This is a genomic window from Chitinophaga pollutisoli (assembly GCF_038396755.1).
Classification (GTDB): Bacteria; Bacteroidota; Bacteroidia; order Chitinophagales; family Chitinophagaceae; genus Chitinophaga; species Chitinophaga pollutisoli.
Map to the genome: position 1 here is coordinate 3432798 of NZ_CP149822.1, position 23369 is coordinate 3456166.

Genomic DNA, 23369 nt, shown 5'->3' on the forward strand with positions numbered 1-23369 from the left:
TTCCCGGGCAAAGGCCGGGAAGTGATTCAAAAATAAATTTTTTATAACGTATTACAAGGGCAGGGGGAAAGGTTTTATCAGTTTTTTAACAGCCTATTTCTCCCCTTTGTAAAAACCTTCGCTGCCCAGGATCGCGCGTGTCACCTCCATCCCGAGGGCGTTCATGTCGGCAGAAGGGTTTTCCGTCTCGAAATTGAGGACGAAGAAAGAAGGATGGCGGTTTTCCTCGATCCAGCCGGTTACCCAGCCGATCCGCTTGCTGCCCATGTTGCCGTAGCCCGACTTCCACGCGAAAATGAATTTATCCGTCTTTTCCATGACCATGAGCCCCGCGGTCAGTTCCTGGGCGCGGCGTTGGTAGGGAAGTTGGTTGAAATAGAGTTGTTTGGTAAAGCCGAGCACTTCATCGGCGCTGATTTGTAGGGAGTTATCGAGCCAGAAGGTGTCTATCCGGCTGATTTTTTTATTCCCGAAGCCTACGGTATCCAGCCAGTGCTGGAGTGTATCTTTCCCGATGGCCCGGGCCACTTCCTGGAAGGCGATCGCCGATCCGTTGCGGAATGCCTGGTGGAAAGGACCGGCGGCGGTGACCATATTGGTATCGCTGATGGCGCCTGTTTGCAGGCCGGTAATAGACAGGAAAATCTCGAAAACGCCCGCCGGCACGAATCGCTCTTTGGCGCGCTCGATATTATATACGCGGAAGGTGCCCTGTCCATTGTCGAACAGCATAAAGCTCCCTTCCAGCTTATGTTTCGCGAAGTGTTGCTGCCACTCTTTCGCATCTTTCACGTTGTTGGGAGTGCAGGCGCCGAGCCCCAGGGCCACGGCGATCAGTAACAGGCCGAATCGTTTCATCAGGCGGTAAATTTTTTTAATCAGTGAATGCAAAAGTAAGGCTTCAAAAGTAAAAGCCGGGATGATGCAAATCAGGTTTTCGGGAGAAGGGGCATGAAAAAGGCGGCCAGAGCCGCCTTAGAGGGTGATATGTATTTCTATGGTTATACCTTTTCGACTGATTTCAACACACCCAGCTCTTTGCCGATCTTGGTGAAAGCGGCGATCGCCTTGTCGAGGTGCGCCTGCGTATGTGCTGCGCTCAGCTGCACGCGGATGCGCGCCTGGCCTTTGGGCACAACGGGATAAAAGAAACCGATCACATAGATGCCTTCCTTCAGCAGCCTGTCGGCGAATTCCTGGCTCAGCTTTGCGTCGTACAGCATCACGGGAACAATGGGGTGGTCGCCCGGCTTGATGTCGAACCCGGCGGCGGTCATCTTCTCACGGAAGTACTTGGTATTGAATTCCAGCTGGTCGCGCAGCTCGGTGGTTTCGCTTAACATGTCGAGCACGGCGATGGACGCGCCTACGATGCTGGGGGCCACGGAGTTGGAGAACAGGTACGGACGGCTGCGCTGGCGCAGGATGTCGATCACGGCTTTCGGGCCACTGGTGAAACCGCCGGAAGCGCCGCCGAGGGCCTTGCCGAGGGTACCGGTGATGATATCGACGCGGCCCATCACCCCGCGGTATTCGTGGGTGCCGCGGCCGGTTTTGCCAAGGAAGCCGCTGGAGTGGGATTCGTCGCTCATAACGATGGCGTCGTATTTGTCGGCCAGGTCGCAGATTTTATCGAGTTGCGCGATGGTGCCGTCCATGGAGAAGGAGCCGTCGGTCACGATAATGCGGCTGCGGGCGCCCTGGGCTTCCTGGAGTTTGGCTTCCAGGTCGGCCATGTTGTTATGTTCGTAACGGAAGCGCTGTGCTTTGCAGAGGCGCACGCCGTCGATGATGGAAGCGTGGTTGAGGGCGTCGGAGATAATGGCGTCCTGCTCGCCGAAGAGGGGTTCGAAAACGCCGCCGTTGGCGTCGAAAGCCGCTACGTAAAGGATGGTGTCTTCCATGCCGAGGAATTTGGAGATTTTCTCTTCCAGTTCACGGTGGATGTCCTGGGTGCCGCAGATGAACCGAACGCTGCTCATGCCGTAGCCGTGGGTGTCGATGGCTTCCCGGGCGGCGGCGATCACTTTGGGGTGAGACGAAAGTCCGAGGTAGTTGTTCGCGCAGAGATTGATGACGGTGTTGCCACCCACGGTGATCTCGGCGCCCTGCTCGGAGGTGATGATCCTTTCCCGCTTGTACAAGCCGGCGTTTTCGATCTCATCCAGTTCGAGTTGTAAACGTTTTACGAAGTTCTGATTCATGTTGCACCTTTTTAATAGCTCTTATCTAACCAACAAAGTTAGGGCAATAAATGTATTGAGGATAGGGCAGGTGGAAAGGGGGAACCGGGCGAAAGCTAAAAAGTTTGACGGAGGTGTAACATTTAAATCACGGTTTGCGTCATATAATTATCACAGACGGTTGGATTATGACGAGACGAACTGTTTGCGGGTGCTAACGACGGGATTTTTGACGTTTTTTTACCTTATGGTGCAATTTGTGCCAGGTAGAGGCGGTCGATCGGGTCTGGAGGCATGTGCATACCTGAGAATTGTCATAGCGCTGAGGCCTGCCGGGGGCTAAAAACCCGGTAAGAGGCACTATTCAACAATTTGTCGGAACTTCGCACGCTAAAGAACCTATCGCCGGATGACGGAAAAGGAGTACAACAAATGCGTCGACCTGTACAGCGATAATCTCTTCCGGTTCATCGTGAAGAACCTGGGCCATTCGGAAGATGCCCGGGATGTTGTCCAGAACGCATTCGAAATATTATGGAAACACGTTAGTGATGTGCCTTTTGATAAGGCCAAGAGCTACCTGTTCACGGTGGCCTACCATAATATGATTGATCATGTGCGTAAGGTGAAACGGGTGACATTGGTGGAAGAGTTCCGGGAGGAAACGAAAATTTCAGAACAGAAGATACATAACGCACGGAGTATCATAGAGAAAGCCCTCGACCGGCTGAGCGACGTCCAGCGATCGCTCATCGTGCTGAAGGATTACGAAGGATACAGTTACGAAGAAATAGGTGAGATCATGAAGCTGAACGCCTCGCAGGTGAAAGTTTACCTCCACCGGGCCAGGGCGCACCTCAAGGAATATCTCGTGAAAATGGAAAATGTGATTTAGTTAAGGTATTCAAAATCGGAAATTTATGTCAGTAGACATTCACATATCAAACTACGAGGAGTATCTCTACAATTATGTAGACGGAGAACTCAGCCCCGAAGAAGCCACCGCACTGGAGGCTTTCGTGGCCGCACACCCCCAGGTGCGAGCGGAGCTCGACCAATTGCTGGCGGTCAAACTGACCCCCGATACCCCCGCATTTGATAATAAGGCTTCCCTATACCGGCAGGCCGCCGCTCCCGAAAGGAATTACGAAACCGTACTCCTCGAGTACCTCGACGGAGAACTGGCCCCCGCGGAGGCCCGCGCCCTCGAAGCCTTCATGGACGAACATCCCGCCCTGCGCTCCGAACTGGCGGTCTGGGAAAAGGCACGCCTGCAGCCCGACCTGTCGGTAACCTTCGGCGATAAATCCCCCCTTTACCGCCATGCTGAAAAGCAACGCGTGGTACGGATGGACCGCCGCCTCTGGTGGGCCGCCGCCGCCATGCTCGCCGGTTCTCTTTTCCTGCTGCGTAATTCCTTCCGGACCGATGATACCGCGGCGATTCCCCCGCCCGTAGCAGTGGTAAGCCAGCCCGCTTCGCCCGCCGTTATCCCGCCGGCCGAAACCCGGCTGCCCGCCGCTACAACCGAAACGGAAAATACCGCCGTGCTGGCAGACGCCACGCCGCAACCGCAACCGCGCGCTGCCGTTAAACAGGCGCCGCCCCCCGTCGCACAGGCCCCCGCGAATGCCGCCGCCCCGGACGCCCTGCGAGACGAAACTCCGGCCACCTCCGGAGCCCTCCTGGCGCTGAATACCCTCGACCGGCCGTCGCCCGGCGAGGAAGCGCCTGCTGTCGCCGCCGGCATCTCCGGAACGCCCGCCGGCATCCGCCAGCAACCCGCCCCCGCCGTGAAAACGTCTATCGACGTGCAACATACCGCATCACTCGCTACCGCCGCTCCCGAGCCGCCAGGCGAACTGATCATGTCGGTAACGGGCAATGGAATTGAAAGCAAGGTGCTCGATAAAGTGACGAACGTTGCGCGCATCTTTGCCAAAAAAAGAAATAAATAATCATCCAACTAACCGGTAAAACGGGATAGAAATATGAAATGTAAAATTTTACTCAGTTGCTTACTGGTATTCGTTTCCGCCGCCGTCTTCGCACAGAAGCCGGCAGCGATCGACACCATTCAGATCAAGGGACTGGTGATCATCAAAGGCAGGAACGCCGACGGGAAAAATGTGTTCAGAGCCTACCAGGACACTGCCTACGCCCGCCAGAAACTCAAGAAGAACCTCCATACCCGCTGGTTCGTATTCGACCTGGGATTCAACAACTACCGCGATAAAAGCGATTACGGCGGCGCAATGATCATGTCGCTGCACCCGGCCAATACCTCAGGATGGTATATGGACAATAAACAGGCGAGTATAACTTTCGGAAAAAGCTACGACTACTCCGGCGCTGCACTTAACAGCTTCGCTCCCCGCATGGCCAGTGAACCGCTGTCGCCCTCCGAATTCAAGCTGATCCCCGGGAAGTCGGTAAACTTCAATCTCTGGATCATCATGCAGCGCCTCAATCTTTATAAACATAAACTCAACCTCGTTTACGCTGCCGGCCTGGAAATGAATAATTACCGGTTTGCCCGCAACATCAGCTACATACCGGGTTATCCTACCACCATCATCCGGGATTCGGTGAACTTTTCCAAGAATAAGTTGTTTGTACAATATCTGTCCGTCCCATTGATGCTGAATTATACAGCCAATCCTGCCCGGCCCAACCGCTCATTTAAATTCAGCGCGGGCGTAATGGGCGGATATCTGTTGAAAGCACGCACCAAGCAAGTGAGCGAAGAGAGAGGCAAGGTACGGTTGACCGACGAGTTTAGCCTGAACAAATGGCGGTTCGGGCTGACCGGAGAAATTGGTTACGGTCCCATCAAATTATACAGCAATTTCGCCCTGACCCCACTTCACGATTACGGGCTGGAGCAGTATCCATTTTCCGTTGGTTTTAGGTTTAACGGATTCTAATTTGTACTTTAGATCCGATTTTCTAGATCACGGAAACTTGGCTTCGTCTGGTAGATGGCAAAGCGACCCGGCGAATGATATATCCTATAAACCGAGTAAAACTCCCAAAAAGTAGAGAAGTATGCGTTCTATCCTGATGTTTCTTGCAGTGGTTGGTGGCATTGTGACCATGCATGCGAGTAATCTGAAATTACCTGACACACCTGAACCGGCGCTTCAGGGCGAAAAATCCCCCGTAGCCATACCCGGAAGTGCGAAAGCGCTGCCGGCCCCCGACGCTTCGGAAGCAGTGGTATATATGCCCGATAGCGTATTCCACGTGTACCGGGACCACAATCTTTTCGTCACAGATCACTATCATGTGCTGTATGTGAAAACCGACACGGTGTTCCTCACTACGCAAAGTCCTGAAAACCACCGAAAGGTGATGGCAACCAACGTTTTATTCCAGTAATCGTTCCCGGCTGAATTCTTAAGCGCCCGCCGCCCCGGCAGGGTTAACCTGCAGGCAATCTCGATGGAATTCCTGGACGGGTTATCGATTTTGATTATAAATCACTTGCAAGAGCGCCGGCCGCGCTCTTTTTTGTTTGCACAATATTCGGTTTATACCCGCGTTAATCTTCTTACATAAACTGAATAACCGACTGTATATCCATGTGGCGCATTTGCTGTCTGATCGTCCTTTTGCCGCTTTTTGCGTTTGAGCACAATAATTCCGACCTCTACAGCGTTCGGCTGAATCCTTCCCGCATCGATGCGGACAAAGTTTTCCTGCTGATCGACAAGAGCGACTACCGGATGTATGTGTATGAGGATGTTACGTTAATTAAAATTTACAAAGTCGTTTTCGGCAGCAACGACCAGTCCGACAAGCGGGTGGAAGGCGACAAGCGCACACCCAACGGTACTTTCCGCATTTCGCAGAAGCGTATGGATAACCGTTGGAGCCGTTTTATGCTGCTCGATTATCCCAACCACGAATCCGTGGAAAAGCACGAGCGCCGTGTGGCGCGTGGGGAAGTGAATTCGGGGGCGAGCCTTGGCGGGGGCATTGGTATCCACGGCGTGGAATATAACGCAGGCATCAGGGATTTTTATGTGGACCGCCGCATTAACTGGACGCTAGGTTGCGTCAGCCTCAAGAATGGCGATGTGAATGAGATTTATAATGTGGTGAAAGTAGGAACGCCGGTTGTGATCCGGCAATAATCAAGTCTCCAAATGTGACCATATAAAAAAGAAGAGGGATACCACGGTATCCCTCTTTGCATTCGTATGTGTTAAGAATTAAATTCTGTTTCGCTTGATTTCCTCCACCACGGCAGGATCCAGCAGGGTGGTGGTATCGCCGAGGTTGTCGAGCTCGCCTTCCGCGATTTTGCGGAGGATGCGGCGCATGATTTTGCCGGACCGGGTTTTCGGCAGGCCGGAAACGAACTGGATTTTATCGGGTTTGGCGATGGGGCCGATGATGCGGGCCACGGTTTGCATGATATCTTTTTTCGTAAGCTCGGGATCTTTGACATGGAGCTCGGAGATCACGAAAGCATAGATGCCCTGACCTTTGATATCGTGCGGGTACCCTACCACGGCGCTTTCCACAACACCTGCGTGCATATTGATCGCGTTTTCCACTTCGGCAGTGCCGATGCGGTGGCCGCTTACGTTGAGCACATCGTCGACCCGACCGGTGATGCGGTAATATCCGTCTTCGTCGCGGAGGCAGCCGTCGCCGGTGAAGTAGAGGTTTTCGTAAGTGGAGAAATAAGTGGTGCGGCAGCGTTCATGGTCGCCGTAAGTAGTGCGGATCATGCCGGGCCAGGGGAATTTGATGCAGAGGTTGCCGTTCACGCCATTACCGGTGATTTCCTGGCCGTTTTCGTCCACTAGCACGGGTTGGATGCCGGGCAGCGGAAGCGTGGCATAGCCGGGTTTTTCGGGGGTGATGCCTGCGATGGGTGCAATCATCACACCACCGGTTTCGGTTTGCCACCAGGTATCGGTGATGGGGCATCTGCCTTTGCCGATCTGGTCTTTATACCAATGCCATGCTTCTTCGTTGATGGGCTCGCCTACGGTTCCGAGGGTGGTGAGGGAGCTGAGGTCTTTGTGGTTGACAGGTCCCAGGCCAAAGCCCATGAGGCTGCGGATGGCAGTGGGAGCGGTGTAGAGGATGTTCACGCGGAATTTGTCCACGATATCCCAGAAGCGCCCGGCGTCGGGATATGTGGGAACGCCTTCGAACATGAGTGTAGTGGCACCTGCGCTGAGGGGGCCGTACACGATGTAGGAGTGCCCGGTGATCCAGCCGATGTCGGCCGTGCAGAAGTATACCTGGCCGGGTTTGTACTGGAAAGTATTGATGAATGTGTAGTTCGCATAAACCATGTAGCCGGCGCAGGTGTGCACCACGCCTTTGGGCTTGCCGGTGGAGCCGGAGGTGTAGAGAATGAAGAGCATGTCTTCCGCATCCATTTCTTCAGCAGGAACGGGCGGGTTGCCTTGCGTTTCCACGGCTTTGATTTCATCTTCCCACCAAACGTCGCGGCCTTTGAGCATGCTCACGGGCGTGCGGGTGCGGGTGCAGACGATCACTTTTTTCACGGAAGGGCATGCCATCAGGGCATCGTCGATCACGGATTTGAGCGGGATGTCTTTCGCGCCGCGGAAAGCCCCGTCGCAAGTGATCACCAGGCTCGCCTGCGCGTCCTGGATACGGTCGGCGATCGACTGGGCGCTGAAGCCTCCGAACACCACCGAGTGGATGGCGCCGATGCGCGCGCAGGCCAGCACGGCGATGGCCAGTTCGGGAATCATCCCCATATAAATACAAATGCGGTCGCCTTTCTTCACGCCGTTATTCTTCAGCACATTGGCGAACTGGCAAACCTTATTGTACAATTCACGGTAAGTAAGTACGCGGTGGCGCTCTTCCGGATCGTTGGGCTCCCAGATGATGGCGGGCTGATTACCCAAAGTGCCGAGGTGGCGGTCCAGGCAGTTCTCCGTAATATTCATCTTCGCCCCGGTAAACCATTTTACTTCCGGTTGCTTGAAATCCCATTCCAGCACTTTATCCCACTTGCGGCGCCAATAAAAATGATCCGCCACATTGGCCCAGAATCCTTCAGGATCGGTTACACTGTGCTGCCAGGCCTGCTTATAATCGTCAAAACTCTTGAGTTGGTACGGGTACGACATGATACCAGATAGATTAAAATGTTTATAACAGTTTTTTTAACGGGCCTTAAATTTAATCAATTAAGTTTGAACAATATCAAATAATGGCTAAATATCATTGGAATTGATTCAATAACGACAAACGCCCGGCGCAACCACCGGGCGTTTGAAATATCATGGAACCCTTGCTACTGAAGGGTTTTGACACGCTCCTTTACGTAAGTGTGGATTTCAGTTTCGTTTTTCGTTTCCGGCTTCGCGCTTTTCAGGTAAAGCTGGTAGTGCTTTCGGGCCTTTTGCGGATCCTGCATATGCTGGTCGTAAATCACCGCGATCCCATATTGCCGCATCGGCTGTTTGAACAAATAATGCGCCGTGTCGTAGTGGCTGATCGCCGCACGGTAATTTTTCATCTTCTCGAAATTTCCCGCCATCGCCGCGTAATAGTTATCCAGCGATTTGGATTTCGCCATATCAATGCACTCCTGCAAAAGCGCGTTGCTCTTTTCGTATTGTTTCATCTCTCCATACGACAACGCCGCATAATACTTTACGAATTCCGGCGCTTCCCCCAACAGCTCCACCATAAAATCATGCACCCGCACGCAGCTGTCGTATAGCTTCATCCGGTAATAAGTGCCGGCGAGGTAACTGTACGCTACCGGCGCAAATGCCCGCTGTTCCATGATCTGGCGGCCATATACCAGCGCCTCCGGGAACCGGTTGAGGAGGTACGAGGATTTCACCAGCTTCGTATTGACAATAATATTCGAGCTGTCGGTCTGATGGTATTTTTTCAACAGGCTGTCGGCCCGGAGGTAAGCTTCTTTATCCATGCAATCGTCCGCGAGAAAAATCACCACGGCCGGATCGTTGGGCTGAATGGCGTAAGCCTTCTCCATATAAACCGAGGCAGAGTCTTGCATGCCCGTCACATTTGAACAGGCGCGGGCCAGCTGCTTCCAGCAGGCGGCATTGTCCGGCCGCAATTCCACGAGGCGCTGAAAATGGACGATCGCAGTGGCATATTGCTGCGCCTGTACCGCTATATTTCCCAGTTGCTGATGCGCGGTAACATGATCGGGCGCGATAGTAAGGATGGTTTTGTAGAAGTGAGCCGCTTCCGTCAACTGCGCATTTTGGTAATATGCATTGGCGAGAATCACCAGCCCGTTGGGATGCTGCGGCTTAACGGTTTGTTCCATATACCGGATCACCTCCTCGTATTGCTGGTGCTGGAGGTAGCCCATCAGTAAATCGTTGTCAACTTTATCCTGCGCGGATATGCCGCCGCAAAACAGCACAAACAGGAGCATAAGTGGGATTCGCATTTCGTGGATTTTTGCTAAAACTAAGAATTTAGTTGATAACTAAAAATTAAAGTTTCAGGGTTGGGATGGAGGGAGGGATGCGGCATCTGCGGGAGGAGGCGCTTCGCCGCGGATATGCACGTCCTGCTGGGGGAAAGGTATTTCGATCCCGTGACTGTTGAGCGAATCGTAAATCGTGCGCAGCAGATCGGATTTCACCGTCAGCCCCACATTGATATCCGTCCAGAACAACACCCGGAAGTCCACGGAGCTGTCGTTCAGCAAATGAATAACGACCAGCGGCGCGGGGTATTGCTGAATCGCTTCTTGCGCCTTTACCGCCGCTTCCAGCAGGGCCTGCGCTTGCTTCAGATCGGAGCCGTAAGCCACGCCCACGATGAGCTCGCTGCGTTTCAGCTGGGTAGTCAGCGTCCAGTTGGTGATGTGTTGGGAAAGCAGGTCGCCGTTCGGAACGATCACCACCGAGCCCTCCACCGTGGCGATCTTGCTGGCGCGGATGCCGATCTCCTTGACCGTACCGCTCTGCGTGCCGATGTCCACCACATCCCCGATTTCCACCGGCTTTTCGAAAGCCAGTATTACGCCCGACACGAGGTTGTTCACAATGTTCTGCAAACCGAAACCGATGCCCACGCTCAGTGCGCCGATGATGATGGTAAGCTTGTCCATCGGGATCCCCGACGCTGTGAACGCCAGTAAAATCCCAGCGCCCAGCACACCCAGCCGGATGAGCAAAACCGCGCTGTTCCAGCGGTTCTTCTTCACCGAGCCCGAATCGTCCTGGTGCCCGAAGATGAACATCATCACCTTACTGATCTGGAACGAGATCCAGATCACCGCCACGAAAATAAAAATGCTCGAAAAGCTGAACGTGGTGTTGCCGAGCTTGCGTTCCGCTTCCAGGAAAAGCAACACTTCGTCGCGGATGATGCTGTAGATATTGAGGTTGCGCAGCAAAATAACGAACCACGCTACCGCAGCCAGCAGGTACAGCGTGGAGCGGAGGCTTTCGCGGATGCGGTTGAAATCGAGGAAGGCGGCGAAGCGGCTGTTGGATTTGCTGGCTTCGAGATGAAGGTAAAATGTTTCGAAAAGCAATTGCACGAGCACAACGAGCGCCTGCGCGGAAATGAGCCCGAACACGGCGCTTATACCGAAGAACTTGGCGAGCATCACGCGGCCGAAAAGATTGGTCAGCATCGCGGCGATGAACATCCCCATGGCGAGATAGACTACCAGCCGCGTATATTTCGGCCAGTTATAGGCGCTTTCCTGTTCCTGTTTCCGGAGGAAAAACCAGCACACCAGCAGCATGGCCACCTGCAGGAAAAATTGCGCCCATCTTTCCAGGAAAGAATTCTGCAACAAAAGGTTAAGCAGTGCGTAACCCAGGTACACCGACAACATGATCCCCCATTGCCAGCGCATCCATACAGGCATTTCGCGCGTTTGCAGCAAGCCCACGCACACGGCCAGCACGGTCCACAATATCACCATGAAAATGATCGGCGGGTTCGTGTACAGGAAAGGCCCCACCGTGAAGACGAAGATGAGCGAAGTGAGGAGTGGCTGCCTGGCGGCGTAACGCGTATTGCCGAAAATGCCTTTTTTATCGTGGTGGTATTTTTTGATGCGGTGAATACTGGCGACCAGCCAGCCGAAATACGCGACGAACAGCGCGAGGTTGAGGAGATGGACGTCCCAGTTGTACCGCAGGTAAAACCGGAAAACGCGGTGCGTGGCCTGGATGGAACCCTCCAACACCTGCGGGAAGTTGTTTTCATAATCTCCCGGCCGGGCGTCCCAGAGGTTTTTCTCTTCGCGGCCCCAGATATGCTGCTGGGCGTTTTTGAGCTTGAAGTCCACTTCGTCGAGCATATCGGTGATGGCGATGTAATTCATGGCCACGCGGTTCTGGAGCAGCCCGATACGCAGGAGGCTGTTGCGGTTGGCCGTATCGGCCTGGAGCCATTTGCGGTTGAGTTGCGACAGCTGGTTGACGTACAGCGATTGCAGACCGGGATCTTTTGGGAGGCGTTCCAGCACCGTGTCGTGGAGGATGTTGTTGATTTCGGCGGACATATCGGTGACAGCGCGGCTGTAGGTCGACAGCGACTGTTGCCAGCGGTTGTGGGTCTGTTCCATTTCGAGGAGGATGACCTGAAGAGCATATAGCGACCGGATGTTGAGGAGCCGGGGATTGGCGAGGATGCCGGCGTGGAGGTTTTTGACGAGGCGTTCTGATTCGGGGAGCTCGGCGGATATTTCGGTGGTATCGAATCCGCGGCGAAGGGTGTTGTTAACCCGGTTGAGCATTTTGGTGATATTTTCCACGCGCTCCACGGCGTCTGTCACCACGGTGTCGGAGGTTTTTTGCCGGGCATCGGGGGCGATGGGCGTTTTGGAAGATTGGGCGCTGGCTGCGGCGGAGAGCAGCAGGCAGCAGAGAAGCGCGTAAATACGGGTGATCATGCCGGAGGGTTGTTATTGGAAGTTAACTGAAATGTTGATGCAACGGTTCATTTCCGGGCATAAAAAAGGGCCCGCAGGCCCTGATAGTTGTGCAAATCGTTGATAACGGTTGATCAGCGGATCGGTTCCGGTGAATGCGCGATCATCATCACCATGTTGTTAACCGGCGATTCCAGCGTCATTTCCTGGTAGGCGAGCGTGTTGTAACCCTTTGTGCGGGTTACTTCCAGCTGGTGGATATCGCGTCCGGGCACGAAGTGCGACGGGCTGCCGTGAACGGTGACGGTCACGTGAGAGATATTCCGGCCTTCCTGGCGGTGGAGATCGTTCAGGAATCGGGAAATGGTGGAATAGATCGGCTGATCTTTAATACATGTTGGTTGAAACTGAAACGGCATGGCTCTCTTTTTTGGGTGTTTACAATGGTTCCGCGGGCGGCGGAGGGTTATTGCTCGACGGTTCCTGGCCCGGGCGGAAAACGGGTAACCTGTGGTTAACGGCTGCTTTTGAAGCGGTTGCTCACGCTGGAGACGTTTTTCAGCAGTTTGTCACCTACGGATAGGATTTTGTCTCTCTCGGCGTTGCTGATCGGGTAAGCGCCTTTTGCCTTCCGGTAAAAGGTAGCGTTGCTCCACCCGCATTCTCTACAAACGTGATCCCGGAACGTTTTTGGCAACTGCACCAGCTCGCTGTGCAGGTATACCAACAGGTTGTGGGATGAAATTGGCGTAGTTTCCATGCGAAAAAATTTATCATTTTGACTGAACTTGGCACAAATTGTCAATAAAAATGTTATATTGATATTGTTGGTATCACTTTTTACATTGACAATGATTACAAGTATAACAAAAAGTATTTACATTGGAGTCGGTTTCAAAAAATATAATTCATGAAGGAGCGCGGTTGAAGCAGATCGTTCGCGACAAGGGCATGAAGATCCTGGACTTCGCCAGGCAGGCCGATTTCAGCAACCAGATCGCGCATTATTATTTCCGAAAGGAGGCCATCAAGCGATCCACCCTGCTGGAGTTCTGCACAATGTTGGGCATTAGTTTGGATGAATTTTACGGATGGACGCACCCGCGCCGTTCGCTCCCCTTGCCGGCGCAGGATCTTCACCACGGCCGCAGGCTCGATGAAATGATCGAGGAAAAAGGCCTGAACAAGACGCGCCTCGCCAACAGGATGGCCCTTAGCAGGAGGGCGCTCTACAACCTGCTTGAAAAACCCGTTTTTACCCCGGATCAATTGAAGAAAGTCTGCCAGGTGCTGGAAATCAGCCAGAAAGAATTTATCGGCGGCAGTGCGGAAGATGGCGGCGCTGAACTGGCCGACTCCGAAACCTGGAAAGACAAATACTACAAACTGCTGGAAGATTACAACCAGGCCCTCCTCGAAATCGCCCGGCTCCGGGAGATCGTTTCCGCCGCTTCCTGATAAAAAAGGATGCCGCAGCTATTGGCAACGGCATCTCCAGGGTCTTCACAGGTAAGGAACTTGAGGGCTTGTTGTTAACAAATCAGAACGAATTCTATAGCTAATTACCCTGCAAAAGTATTGACGCAGTGTTACTTGAATATTGCGAATCGGGAAATTTTTCTCCGCGATGAGGAAAAAAACGTCAGTTTTATATATATTAGCAATCCTATATTTATAAAACGAACCTATCCCTTGCACTATGAAACACTGCCTATCCGTCCTGGCCATGTGCCTCATCCTATTGGTGGGGAAAGCGCAACAGGCATCCGCACCCGAAGTGAAAGAATTTGAAATGTTCTGGAAAAAAGTTCACGCGGCGATCATGAAGAAAGATTATCCCGCCGTATCAAAGTACATTGAATTTCCCCTCGTCGTTAAAAAAAGCCTCTCGGATACGGCTGTTTCCACCGTTGGCGCCCAGGAATTCGCGGTTTTCTTCAGCAATTACCTCGACATGCCCGCGCGCGACAGCTTCATCAACAAGTACGGACTTCTGAAATCCCGCCGCGATCTGAGCGAGGACGACAAGTCCATGATTTCTGAAGATGCAGCCACCATGGAAGATTTTGAGTTCCAGAAAACCGACGGGCAGTGGAAGCTGGTATACGTGTATGCCACGCTGCCGGAGTAATCTTTCCCTTTTTTCACATATAAAATAAATCGCTATCGAGAAATTTTACGCGGCATCTGATATTTTTTGAAGGGAAAAAACAATTATTCCCTTAATTTTGCACGATTTTTTTGTGCGTTTAAAACGCATGGAAAGTCGGATGGTTTTTCATTAAAAACAGCTAATAACGAAGATGCCCAAAGACACATCAATCAAATCGGTCCTCATTATCGGTTCCGGTCCCATTATTATCGGTCAGGCTTGCGAATTTGACTATTCCGGCTCCCAGGCGGCCCGCTCCCTGCGGGAAGAAGGGATCAAGGTAATACTCATCAACTCCAATCCGGCCACGATCATGACCGACCCCATGATGGCCGACAAGGTTTATCTGTTGCCGCTCACCGTCGAAAGTATTGAGCAGATCCTGGAAGAGAACGATATCGACGCGGTACTTCCCACCATGGGTGGCCAGACGGCACTCAACCTCTGTAAAGAAGTGGATGAGCTGGGTATCTGGGAGAAGTTCAACGTGCGCCTCATCGGGGTGGATATCAAAGCAATCGACAAAGCTGAAGACCGTGAGCAGTTCCGCCAGTGGATGATCCGGATCGGCATTCCCGTGGCGCCCGCCCGCACCGCCAACTCCCTCCTTGAAGGCAAGGAATTTGCCCAGGAAATCGGATTCCCCCTCGTTATCCGCCCCAGCTTCACCCTCGGTGGCACCGGCGGCGGTTTCGTGCACGATAAGGACGAGCTCGACGAAAAGCTCGACCGCGGCCTGAAAGCCTCCCCCGTTCACGAAGTACTCGTGGAAAAAGCAGTACTCGGCTGGAAGGAATACGAACTGGAGCTCCTGCGTGATATGAACGATAACGTGGTGATCATCTGTACGGTAGAGAACCTCGACCCCATGGGCGTGCATACCGGCGATTCCATCACCGTGGCCCCGGCCATGACGCTTTCCGATACGGCGTTCCAGGATATGCGCAATAAAGCCATCATGATGATGCGCGACCTTGGCAACTTCGCCGGCGGTTGTAACGTGCAGTTCGCAATGAACCCCGAGAACGAAGAGCTCATCGCCATCGAAATCAATCCCCGCGTTTCCCGCTCCTCCGCCCTCGCTTCCAAAGCAACCGGCTACCCCATCGCGAAGATCGCTTCCAAACTCGCCATCGGATACTCACTCGACGAACTGGAAAATCAGATCACCCGCACCACCTCCGCCTACTTCGAGCCCGCGCTCGACTACGTCATAGTTAAAATGCCGCGCTGGAACTTCGATAAGTTCAAAGGCGCCGACGATACCCTCGGTCTCCAGATGAAATCCGTAGGTGAGGTAATGTCCATCGGCCGCACCTTCACCGAAGCCATCCAGAAAGCCTGCCAGTCGCTCGAAAACGACGCTGTCGGCCTCGGCTACTACGGCAAATCCCTCATGAAGAGCGACGCATTGCTGGAAAAACTGAAGCGCCCTACCTGGGACCGTATCTTCCGCATCAAAGACGCCCTCATGGAAGGCGTTTCCGTAAAATCCATCCACCAGGCCACCCAGATCGATCGCTGGTTCCTCCACCAGATCAACGACATCGTGACCCTGGAAAAACAACTGGTCGAACACGATCTCGACTCCGTACCCCTGCACATGCTGCGCGAAGCCAAACAAATGGGCTTCTCCGACAAACAGCTTGCCCTCATCTTCACCAACTGCGAAGAAGAAGAAGTGTACGAAAAACGCAAAGCCGCCGGTATCACCCGCACCTATAAAATGGTGGATACCTGCGCCGCGGAGTTCGAAGCGAAAACACCTTACTTCTACTCCACTTTCGATACCGAAAACGAATCCATCCCCTCCGACAGGAAGAAAGTGATCGTACTCGGATCCGGCCCCAACCGTATCGGCCAGGGCATCGAGTTCGACTACTGCTGCACCCACGGCCTCCAGGCCATCCAGGAAGCAGGGTACGAAGCCATCATGGTGAACTGTAACCCCGAAACCGTGTCCACCGACTTCGATATGGCCGACAAGCTGTATTTCGAGCCCGTGTACTGGGAGCACCTCTGGGAAATCATCGAACTGGAAAAACCCGAAGGCGTAATTGTGCAGCTGGGCGGACAAACCGCGCTGAAGCTCGCCAAACGCCTCACCGAGAAAGGCATCCGCATCATCGGCACGTCTTTCGACAATATGGACATCGCTGAGGACCGCGGCCGTTTCTCCGACCTGTTGAAAGATCTCGGCATCCCGTATCCCAAATACGGTACCGCATATAATACCGACGACGCCATCGACGTGGCCAAGGAAGTAGGATACCCCGTGCTCGTGCGCCCGTCGTACGTACTCGGCGGACAGCGCATGCGGATCGTGATCAACGAAGAAGAACTGGAGCAATCGGTGCTCAGCCTGTTGAAACACCTGCCCGGCAATAAAATCCTCATCGACCACTTCCTGGACCGCTGCCAGGAAGCCGAGATCGACGCGATCTTCGACGGGGAGAATTTCCATGTGATGGGCGTGATGGAACACATCGAGCCCGCCGGTATCCACTCCGGAGACTCCAACGCCGTGCTGCCTGCGTTCAACCTCAGCGGTATGGTCGTGACCACGATGGAATATTACGCCGAGAAGATCGCCCGCGCGCTCGATATCCGCGGCCTGATCAACATCCAGTTTGCGATTAAAGATGGCAACGTGTTCGTGATCGAAGCGAATCCCCGCGCTTCCCGCACCACGCCATTCATCGCAAAGGCATACCAGGTGCCGTACCTCAACATCGCCACCAAAGTGATGCTTGGCGTGAACAAGCTCACCGACTTCACGATCAATAAGAACCTCACGGGTTACGCGATCAAGGAACCGGTGTTCTCCTTTAACAAGTTCCCGGGTGTGAACAAGGAACTGGGCCCCGAGATGAAGTCTACCGGCGAAGCCATCCGTTTCATCAAAGACCTCCGCGACCCTTACTTCCGGACGCTTTACAAGGAAAGAAGCATGCACCTCAGCAAATAGGGTCATGTGAAAATAACTGCAACCGCACCAGTCAAATGGTGCGGTTTTTTTGTGCTTGCAATCTCCGGTTTTCGGAGATTTCCGATTTGTCCGATTCCCCATGACAGTTTAAATTGCCATCGACCATTGTTTGTAACCAAATGAAAAACCAAACCTGGAAAGCGGCTCCTTTTCTGCGCCTGTTACCGTTCCTGGCTGCAGGCGCTTTCGCCGGAACTTACTTCCCGCTGATGCCGTGGATGCTCATGACGATCTGCCTGCCATGCTGGTTGCTACCAGCAGTGTTGCCGTTGCGTGCTCGTTTCGCGGTGCGGCATGTGCAGGGAGCGGGCGTGTCGGGAATGATTTTTTGTGTGGGAATGATGATGCCCGCCGTAACGGATATTCGCCGGAGCCCGCAGTGGGTGGGGCATCTGGGCGGCGACTCGTTGAACATGGTGCTGGTGCTGACGGAGGATCCCCAACCGAGGAGCCGCTCCTGGAAAGCCGAATGCCGGATCGAAAGCGTGGGGAAAGCGGGTGAAATGAGATCCGCGAAAGGCAATATCATCGTGTATTTCGCGTCGGACCCGGGAATTGCCGCCGGTAAGAGAATCTTCGCCCGCGCCCGGGCGGAACCGATTCGCAATGCGGGCAACCCCGGCGCGTACGATTACACGGCGTACTGCGAAAGGAAAGGACTGTTTCACCGCGCGTTTCTGTCGGATGCCCAATGGCAGCGCCTGCCGGGAAACGGTTTTTCGGTCATGGAACAATGGCTGCACAATGCGCATGCGTATACGTTGCGCACGCTGCAGCGCCACATTCCCGGAAAGGAGCGCGCGGGCATTGCGGAAGCCTTGCTGGTAGGGTATCGCGCGCATCTCGATGCCGAAGTTGTTCGTGACTATACGAATACCGGCGTGGTCCACATTATCGCGATCTCCGGCCTCCACCTGGGATTGATCTACCTGGGAGGCGTTCAGCTGTTGCGATGGCTGCCGAACCGGCGATGGCCCAATGTTTTGCGCGCGCTGTTGCTGGTCGGGGTGTTGTGGTTTTTCTCCCTGCTCACCGGGGCTTCCGCGTCTGTACTTCGTTCAGCCGTGATGTTTACCGCGATCGCGGCGGGGAGTTTCCTGATCAGCCGGCATGTATCGTCTCACAATAATCTCGCGGCGGCGGCATTTTTACTGCTGGCGGCAAATCCCCGGTTCCTGGGAGACGCCGGATTTCAGTTGTCGTTTTTCGCAGTGGCGGGTATACAAATTTGTTACCGTCCGCTTTATTGCTGTTGGGCGCCACCCTGGTCCTGGCTCGACAAAATCTGGCAACTGGCCGCCGTTTCGCTGGCGGCCCAGGCGTTCACGTTGCCCGTTTGCCTGTATTATTTCCGTCAGTTCCCGGTGTACTTCCTGCCGGCCAACCTGGTAGCCGTGCCGTGGAGCACGCTGTTGCTGTACGGGGAATTGCTGCTCATGGCGGTTTCGTGGTGGGATGCGGGCGCAGAATGGGTGGGATGGGCCCTGGGGTGGGGGATAGAAGGGATGAACATCGTGATCGCCTGGCTGGGCGATCTGCCGGGCGCAGTTTGGAGCCACATCCGGATCACGCTCGCGGAAACCTGCGTGTTATATGGGGTTATCGTGGCGGCCGTTGCAGCGGGGCTTCTGAAAAGCCGGCGGTGGTTCCTGGGAATGGGGGTATTGATGGCAGCGTGGTCGGCGATGCACGCCTTCGAGAAGATAAAGTCCTCCGCGCAGCGGCGCTTCGTTATCCTGAATGTTCCGAAAGCCACAGTGGTGGGGTATGTGGAAGGAAGGGACAGTTTTTGGTATGGAGACAGCACGGTGCCATCCGTTAATGCCTTGCAGGGCGCGGAATGGTATTGGAATTTGCGCTCCTTTTCGTTGACCCCGCCGCGTAGATTGATGTGCCTGGGCGGGAAGCGCCTTTTGATCCTCGACAGCAAGCTCCCCGCTAAGCCGCCTCCCGTAAAAATTAAAATCGATTATATTTTATTGTCACATAAAGCGAATGTCAATATCAGTCGGTTGGAGGAATATTTTACATATGAGTTATTGATTTTTGACGCTTCGTTGCCGCCTTTCCGGTTACAGGAATGGAAAAATGCGTGTAACGAACTAACTTTGCGCAACTTTTCGGTTCCTGACGAAGGGGCCTTAGTTGTAAATCTCTAATTAAAACTGTGCATGCAGAAGCAAATCAAATCCGCTTTGATCTCCGTGTTCTATAAGGACAACCTGGAGAGTATCGTCAAAGCATTGGGCCAGCAGGGCGTAACCATTTATTCCACCGGCGGAACGCAGAAGTTCATCGAGGATCTCGGTGTGAAATGCGTAGCGGTGGAAGACCTGACCGCGTATCCGTCCATCCTCGGCGGCCGCGTGAAAACCCTTCACCCGAAAGTATTTGGTGGCATCCTCGCCCGCAGGGAGAACCCCCAGGACCTGGAGCAACTCGCCCAGTACGAGATCCCCGAGATCGACCTCGTAATCGTAGATCTCTACCCCTTCGAAGAAACCGTGAAAAGCACGACCGAAGAGCAGTCCATCATCGAGAAGATCGATATTGGCGGCGTTTCCCTCATCCGTGCTGCCGGCAAAAACTATAAAGACGTGGTGATCGTGGCATCCAAAGACCAGTATGGTGCGCTTGAGCAGGTGCTGGTGGAAGGCAAAGGCGCCACCACGCTCGATCAGCGCCGCGGTTTCGCCGCCAAAGCGTTCGAAGTATGCGCCCATTACGATGTGGCCATCGCTTCCTGGTGGATGCGTAACGAAGAGCAGAAGGATTACTTCCAGCTGTCGGCCCCCCTGGGCCAGGTTTGCCGCTACGGCGAAAACCCCCACCAGAAGGGCGTTTTCTACGGCAATCTCAACGATCTGTTAGAAAAGCTCCACGGCAAGGAGCTTTCCTATAACAACCTGGTAGACGTGGACGCAGCCGTTCAGCTGATCGCCGAATTCACTGAAACCACCTTCGCCGTAATCAAACACACCAACGTGTGCGGCATCGCCAGCCGGGCCACCCTTTCGGAAGCATGGGAAGCAGCCCTCGCCGGCGACAAGGAATCCGCATTCGGCGGCGTACTCGCCTGCAACAAGGTGGTAGACGCCGCTACGGCGCAATCCATCAACGAAATCTTCTTCGAAATCCTCATCGCCCCCGGCTTTGAGCCCGCAGCCCTGGAAATCCTCCAGGCCAAGAAGAACCGCATCCTCCTCCTGCAGAAACAACCCCTGAAAACCCCCAGCATGTTCAAAAATGTGCTCGGCGGTGTGCTTGTGCAGGACAACGACGCAGGCAGCTACAAAGAATGGAACGATACCGGCGCTCAACCCGCCACCGACGCACAACGCGCCGACCTGGAGTTTGCCAACATCGTTTGCAAACACCTGAAATCTAACGCCATCGCACTGGTGAAAGACCGTCAGCTCGTAGGTAAAGGCTGCGGCCAGACCTCCCGTATCGATGCGCTTCGCCATGCCATCGAAAAAGCGAAGCAATTCAACTTCAGCCTGCAAGGCGCCGCTATGGCTTCCGACGCGTTCTTCCCCTTCGATGATTGCGTGCGCATCGCCCACGCCGAAGGCATCAACGCGGTTATCCAGCCCGGCGGTTCCATCCGCGACGCCGATTCCATCAACTTCGCCAAAGAAAATGGCATGGTGATGATCGTGACCGGCATGCGCCATTTCCGCCACTAATCCGGAAGCTAAATATCTTCATACGCAAAAGGCCGCCTATTCAGGGCGGCCTTTGCTATTTGCCGGCCCTTGCGCATCCGGGTAAGCTCTTATTATTCCCAAGCATGCTTGCCAAACCCGGCAAGTCCAAGACCGCAGTCTATCTGATACTAACTCCCTGCAAGGATATAGCGGGGAAAATGTACATATATCCCACCTTTATCCCACCCATATCTTACCCATGTATTACCTCCTTATAAGGGTAGCTTATGGGTGGGATATGGGTGGGACAAGGGTAAGATATGGGTAAGATATCCCTGCAGCAGGGTTACTATCATACTATCGCATAACCAAGGAATTCCCGGCGAAACAACCTTGGAATTTCCCGGGGGATATGATCACGGGCACCAATAATTTTGTACTATTGCCCCAAGCAAATGCCCTTTTTACAGCAACATACTAGGAAGGAAGCCGATGACGCCGCACTGGTCCGGGAGTACAAAGAAACCGGACAATTGGAGGTATTGGCGGCCCTATATGAACGGTATATGGACCTCGTATACGGTATTTGCCTCAAATACCTGGACGACGACAGCGCCAAAGACGCCGTCATGCAGATATTCGAGGAGTTGATTGCTAAAGTGAAACAGCATGAAATTCAAAGCTTTAGGGGCTGGCTGCACGTTTTAGCCAGGAATCACTGCCTCATGAAGCTCCGCGCGGCGGGCAGCCGTGGCAGAATCGTGACGATGGACGAGGAAGGATTTGTGGAATCGGGGCCTTTTTTTCATCCGGATAATGGAAACGGGCTGGAAGACAACCTCCAGGCCATGGAACGCTGCATGGAAAAACTGCCCGACGAACAGAAGAAAAGCGTCGACCTGTTTTATCTGCAGGAAAAAAGTTATCGCGAAGTAGCCGAAATCACCGGCTACGACATGAACAAAGTAAAGAGCTACATACAGAACGGGAAGCGTAATCTGAAGATCTGTATGGAGAAAAAATAAATGGCAACGCCGAGAAAACATATCGAGCCCACTGCGGACCTGATCCGCCGGTACCTGGCGGGTGAGCTGGACGATCAGACGATGCACGCCCTCGAGCGCCAGGCCCTGGAAGACCCCTTCCTGGCCGAAGCGCTGGAAGGATACGGCAAAAGCCCCCGTTCCCGCGAACCCGAACTGGCCGACCTTCGCGCCCGCCTGCAGCAGAGAGCTGCCCAACCGGCCCTACGCACCGGTACGGTTCGCCGCCTCGACCGTCGCTGGCTGGCCGCCGCCGGCATATTGCTCCTCATCTCGATATCCGCCCTGTTTCTCATCCGCCGACCTACCGATAAAGAGGTGGCACAGGAGCTCCCGGTCCCGCAGAAACAGCTGGACACCGCGCTTGTACGGCCCATGCCCGCAGCCGCTCCCCAGGCCCCGGAATCCACCCAGGCCGTCATGAGCGCCGAATCCGACGCTCCAGCGGAAACACCTTCCGCCCAACCGAGGGAAAGCAAGACCGCATCAGGGAATGCAAACCTGGCACGTTCGGAAGAACGGCGTAAGGAGGAAACCACGTCGGTTGCCGAACCCGATGCACCCGCCGTCGTAGCCGCCGCGCCCGCTGCCGCACCACCTCCGCCGCCTCCTGCACAAATCATGATCCGCGGAACCGGGAAACCCAACGCGGACGCAAAAACACTTAGCGGTACGGAAGGCATTGCGAAGAATAAATCCGCCCCCTTCAACGCAGATACCGTCTACATCGGCCGCAAACCATCGGCCCTGGCGAAAAGGAGCGAAGAGCCCGCTACGATGATACAGGGTAAAGTCGCCGGTGTGGAATCGAAATACGCTTCCCATCACGAAGCGCACGATATCCGGCTGATCAGCGGCAAAGTGCTTGACGCCACTACCGGCGAAATCATGGGCGGCGCCATCGTGCATGAACGCTCCTCCAATAAACGCGTAGTGACAGATAGCTCCGGCCAGTTCGCCATCACCGTTAACGCCGGCGCCCGCACGAGCATCGATGTGTCTATGATCGGTTACCAGCACACCGTCGTGAATGTGCCGCTGGATAAAAGCAACTTCAATATTTACCTTCCAGCCGATAACAACGCGTTGTCCGAAACGGTCGTTGTCGCCAGAGGGAGCAGCCGTGCTGTTCCGCAACCGGGCCTCGGTTACACGGCTTACCGCCATTACCTGGAAGCCCTGCCCCCTGTGCCCGTCGCAGGGCTTGGGGAAGAACGCTCCGGCGAAGTGCGCGTAACGTTTACCGTGCACCCGGATAGTACGCTGCACAACGTCAAAGCCATGAAACCCTTCCATCCCGCCGCGGGCGAAGCGGCGGTGAAGCGCGTGGAACAGGGGCCTAAATGGTTGCCGGTGAAAGGCCGCAAAGGGAAAGCGGAGATTATGGTGCCGGTGAAGCTTATCCCCGGGCAATAAAAAAGACCGGCAAACTGCCGGCCTTCCCTTCTATCATGTAAGCA

General features: G+C 54.2%; 19 protein-coding genes. 12 read left to right on the top strand and 7 right to left on the bottom strand.

All coding sequences use genetic code 11. The annotated features are described in order from the left end of the window. Window positions 1-93: 93 nt before the first annotated feature. Together WJU16_RS14335 and kbl are read right to left on the bottom strand one after the other, a co-directional pair. Window positions 94-858, bottom strand: a complete 765-nt coding sequence (locus WJU16_RS14335) for a penicillin-binding transpeptidase domain-containing protein (protein ID WP_341834176.1) — start codon at window positions 856-858, stop codon at window positions 94-96. Window positions 859-1001: 143 nt separating this feature from the next. Next, window positions 1002-2204, bottom strand: a complete 1203-nt coding sequence (kbl, locus tag WJU16_RS14340; protein WP_341834177.1) for a glycine C-acetyltransferase — start codon at window positions 2202-2204, stop codon at window positions 1002-1004. Between the two features lie 388 nt (window positions 2205-2592). On the opposite strand from kbl, the gene WJU16_RS14345 reads away from it, so the two are divergent. The 5 genes from WJU16_RS14345 to WJU16_RS14365 all read left to right on the top strand — a co-directional run bounded on the left by WJU16_RS14345 (window position 2593) and on the right by WJU16_RS14365 (window position 6322). Next, complete coding sequence (locus WJU16_RS14345) at window positions 2593-3078, top strand: RNA polymerase sigma factor (protein WP_341834178.1); 486 nt, start codon at window positions 2593-2595, stop codon at window positions 3076-3078. A 25-nt stretch (window positions 3079-3103) separates the two neighbouring features. Further along, complete coding sequence (locus WJU16_RS14350; RefSeq protein WP_341834179.1) at window positions 3104-4141, top strand: hypothetical protein; 1038 nt, start codon at window positions 3104-3106, stop codon at window positions 4139-4141. 33 nt (window positions 4142-4174) lie between these two features. Then, entirely contained in the window at window positions 4175-5110 is a 936-nt protein-coding gene (locus tag WJU16_RS14355) for an outer membrane beta-barrel protein (RefSeq protein WP_341834180.1), read from the top strand. A gap of 121 nt (window positions 5111-5231) precedes the next feature. After that, window positions 5232-5564 carry a hypothetical protein gene (locus tag WJU16_RS14360; protein ID WP_341834181.1) on the top strand — a complete coding sequence of 111 codons (333 nt, stop codon included), beginning with the start codon at window positions 5232-5234 and terminating at the stop codon, window positions 5562-5564. 203 nt (window positions 5565-5767) lie between these two features. Next, a complete protein-coding gene (locus tag WJU16_RS14365; RefSeq protein ID WP_341834182.1) occupies window positions 5768-6322 on the top strand; it encodes a L,D-transpeptidase in 555 nt (184 codons plus the stop codon). A gap of 78 nt (window positions 6323-6400) precedes the next feature. Here WJU16_RS14365 and acs read toward each other — a convergent pair whose 3' ends face one another. The 5 genes from acs to WJU16_RS14390 all read right to left on the bottom strand — a co-directional run bounded on the left by acs (window position 6401) and on the right by WJU16_RS14390 (window position 12835). After that, window positions 6401-8314 carry an acetate--CoA ligase gene (gene acs, locus WJU16_RS14370; RefSeq protein ID WP_341834183.1) on the bottom strand — a complete coding sequence of 638 codons (1914 nt, stop codon included), beginning with the start codon at window positions 8312-8314 and terminating at the stop codon, window positions 6401-6403. 167 nt (window positions 8315-8481) lie between these two features. Continuing rightward, the gene (locus tag WJU16_RS14375; protein ID WP_341834184.1) at window positions 8482-9624 is read right to left on the bottom strand and encodes a tetratricopeptide repeat protein; all 1143 of its coding nucleotides are present in this window, start codon (window positions 9622-9624) and stop codon (window positions 8482-8484) included. 54 nt (window positions 9625-9678) lie between these two features. Then, complete coding sequence (locus tag WJU16_RS14380) at window positions 9679-12096, bottom strand: mechanosensitive ion channel domain-containing protein (protein WP_341834185.1); 2418 nt, start codon at window positions 12094-12096, stop codon at window positions 9679-9681. A 113-nt stretch (window positions 12097-12209) separates the two neighbouring features. Further along, window positions 12210-12494 (bottom strand): hypothetical protein, encoded by a 285-nt coding sequence (locus WJU16_RS14385; RefSeq protein ID WP_341834186.1) that lies wholly within the window; start codon window positions 12492-12494, stop codon window positions 12210-12212. A gap of 95 nt (window positions 12495-12589) precedes the next feature. Continuing rightward, window positions 12590-12835, bottom strand: coding sequence for a hypothetical protein (locus WJU16_RS14390; RefSeq protein WP_341834187.1), 246 nt, complete (start codon window positions 12833-12835; stop codon window positions 12590-12592). Window positions 12836-12999: 164 nt separating this feature from the next. Here WJU16_RS14390 and WJU16_RS14395 point away from each other — a divergent pair, with 164 nt between their 5' ends. From WJU16_RS14395 to WJU16_RS14425, 7 genes are all read left to right on the top strand, one after another. Then, window positions 13000-13533 carry a helix-turn-helix domain-containing protein gene (locus WJU16_RS14395; protein WP_341834188.1) on the top strand — a complete coding sequence of 178 codons (534 nt, stop codon included), beginning with the start codon at window positions 13000-13002 and terminating at the stop codon, window positions 13531-13533. A gap of 241 nt (window positions 13534-13774) precedes the next feature. Next, on the top strand, window positions 13775-14206 hold the full coding sequence (locus tag WJU16_RS14400; protein ID WP_341834189.1) for a hypothetical protein: 432 nt from the start codon (window positions 13775-13777) through the stop codon (window positions 14204-14206). A gap of 172 nt (window positions 14207-14378) precedes the next feature. After that, on the top strand, window positions 14379-17195 hold the full coding sequence (carB, locus tag WJU16_RS14405; RefSeq protein ID WP_341834190.1) for a carbamoyl-phosphate synthase large subunit: 2817 nt from the start codon (window positions 14379-14381) through the stop codon (window positions 17193-17195). Between the two features lie 140 nt (window positions 17196-17335). After that, window positions 17336-19375, top strand: a complete 2040-nt coding sequence (locus tag WJU16_RS14410) for a ComEC/Rec2 family competence protein (RefSeq protein WP_341834191.1) — start codon at window positions 17336-17338, stop codon at window positions 19373-19375. A gap of 12 nt (window positions 19376-19387) precedes the next feature. Continuing rightward, window positions 19388-20905: a bifunctional phosphoribosylaminoimidazolecarboxamide formyltransferase/IMP cyclohydrolase gene (gene purH, locus WJU16_RS14415; RefSeq protein WP_341834192.1), complete on the top strand. Its 1518-nt coding sequence runs from the start codon at window positions 19388-19390 to the stop codon at window positions 20903-20905. 416 nt (window positions 20906-21321) lie between these two features. Beyond that, window positions 21322-21891, top strand: coding sequence for a sigma-70 family RNA polymerase sigma factor (locus WJU16_RS14420; protein WP_341834193.1), 570 nt, complete (start codon window positions 21322-21324; stop codon window positions 21889-21891). Further along, the gene (locus tag WJU16_RS14425) at window positions 21892-23325 is read left to right on the top strand and encodes a carboxypeptidase-like regulatory domain-containing protein (RefSeq protein WP_341834194.1); all 1434 of its coding nucleotides are present in this window, start codon (window positions 21892-21894) and stop codon (window positions 23323-23325) included. Window positions 23326-23369 lie beyond the last annotated feature (44 nt).

Bases quoted from the DNA above. Each gene is read 5' to 3' on its own strand.
- WJU16_RS14335 (WP_341834176.1), bottom strand. From the start codon at position 858: ATGAAACGATTCGGCCTGTTACTGATCGCCGTGGCCCTGGGGCTCGGC.
- kbl (WP_341834177.1), bottom strand. From the start codon at position 2,204: ATGAATCAGAACTTCGTAAAACGTTTACAACTCGAACTGGATGAGATC.
- WJU16_RS14345 (WP_341834178.1), top strand. From the start codon at position 2,593: ATGACGGAAAAGGAGTACAACAAATGCGTCGACCTGTACAGCGATAAT.
- WJU16_RS14350 (WP_341834179.1), top strand. From the start codon at position 3,104: ATGTCAGTAGACATTCACATATCAAACTACGAGGAGTATCTCTACAAT.
- WJU16_RS14355 (WP_341834180.1), top strand. From the start codon at position 4,175: ATGAAATGTAAAATTTTACTCAGTTGCTTACTGGTATTCGTTTCCGCC.
- WJU16_RS14360 (WP_341834181.1), top strand. From the start codon at position 5,232: ATGCGTTCTATCCTGATGTTTCTTGCAGTGGTTGGTGGCATTGTGACC.
- WJU16_RS14365 (WP_341834182.1), top strand. From the start codon at position 5,768: ATGTGGCGCATTTGCTGTCTGATCGTCCTTTTGCCGCTTTTTGCGTTT.
- acs (WP_341834183.1), bottom strand. From the start codon at position 8,314: ATGTCGTACCCGTACCAACTCAAGAGTTTTGACGATTATAAGCAGGCC.
- WJU16_RS14375 (WP_341834184.1), bottom strand. From the start codon at position 9,624: ATGCGAATCCCACTTATGCTCCTGTTTGTGCTGTTTTGCGGCGGCATA.
- WJU16_RS14380 (WP_341834185.1), bottom strand. From the start codon at position 12,096: ATGATCACCCGTATTTACGCGCTTCTCTGCTGCCTGCTGCTCTCCGCC.
- WJU16_RS14385 (WP_341834186.1), bottom strand. From the start codon at position 12,494: ATGCCGTTTCAGTTTCAACCAACATGTATTAAAGATCAGCCGATCTAT.
- WJU16_RS14390 (WP_341834187.1), bottom strand. From the start codon at position 12,835: ATGGAAACTACGCCAATTTCATCCCACAACCTGTTGGTATACCTGCAC.
- WJU16_RS14400 (WP_341834189.1), top strand. From the start codon at position 13,775: ATGAAACACTGCCTATCCGTCCTGGCCATGTGCCTCATCCTATTGGTG.
- carB (WP_341834190.1), top strand. From the start codon at position 14,379: ATGCCCAAAGACACATCAATCAAATCGGTCCTCATTATCGGTTCCGGT.
- WJU16_RS14410 (WP_341834191.1), top strand. From the start codon at position 17,336: ATGAAAAACCAAACCTGGAAAGCGGCTCCTTTTCTGCGCCTGTTACCG.
- purH (WP_341834192.1), top strand. From the start codon at position 19,388: ATGCAGAAGCAAATCAAATCCGCTTTGATCTCCGTGTTCTATAAGGAC.
- WJU16_RS14420 (WP_341834193.1), top strand. From the start codon at position 21,322: ATGCCCTTTTTACAGCAACATACTAGGAAGGAAGCCGATGACGCCGCA.
- WJU16_RS14425 (WP_341834194.1), top strand. From the start codon at position 21,892: ATGGCAACGCCGAGAAAACATATCGAGCCCACTGCGGACCTGATCCGC.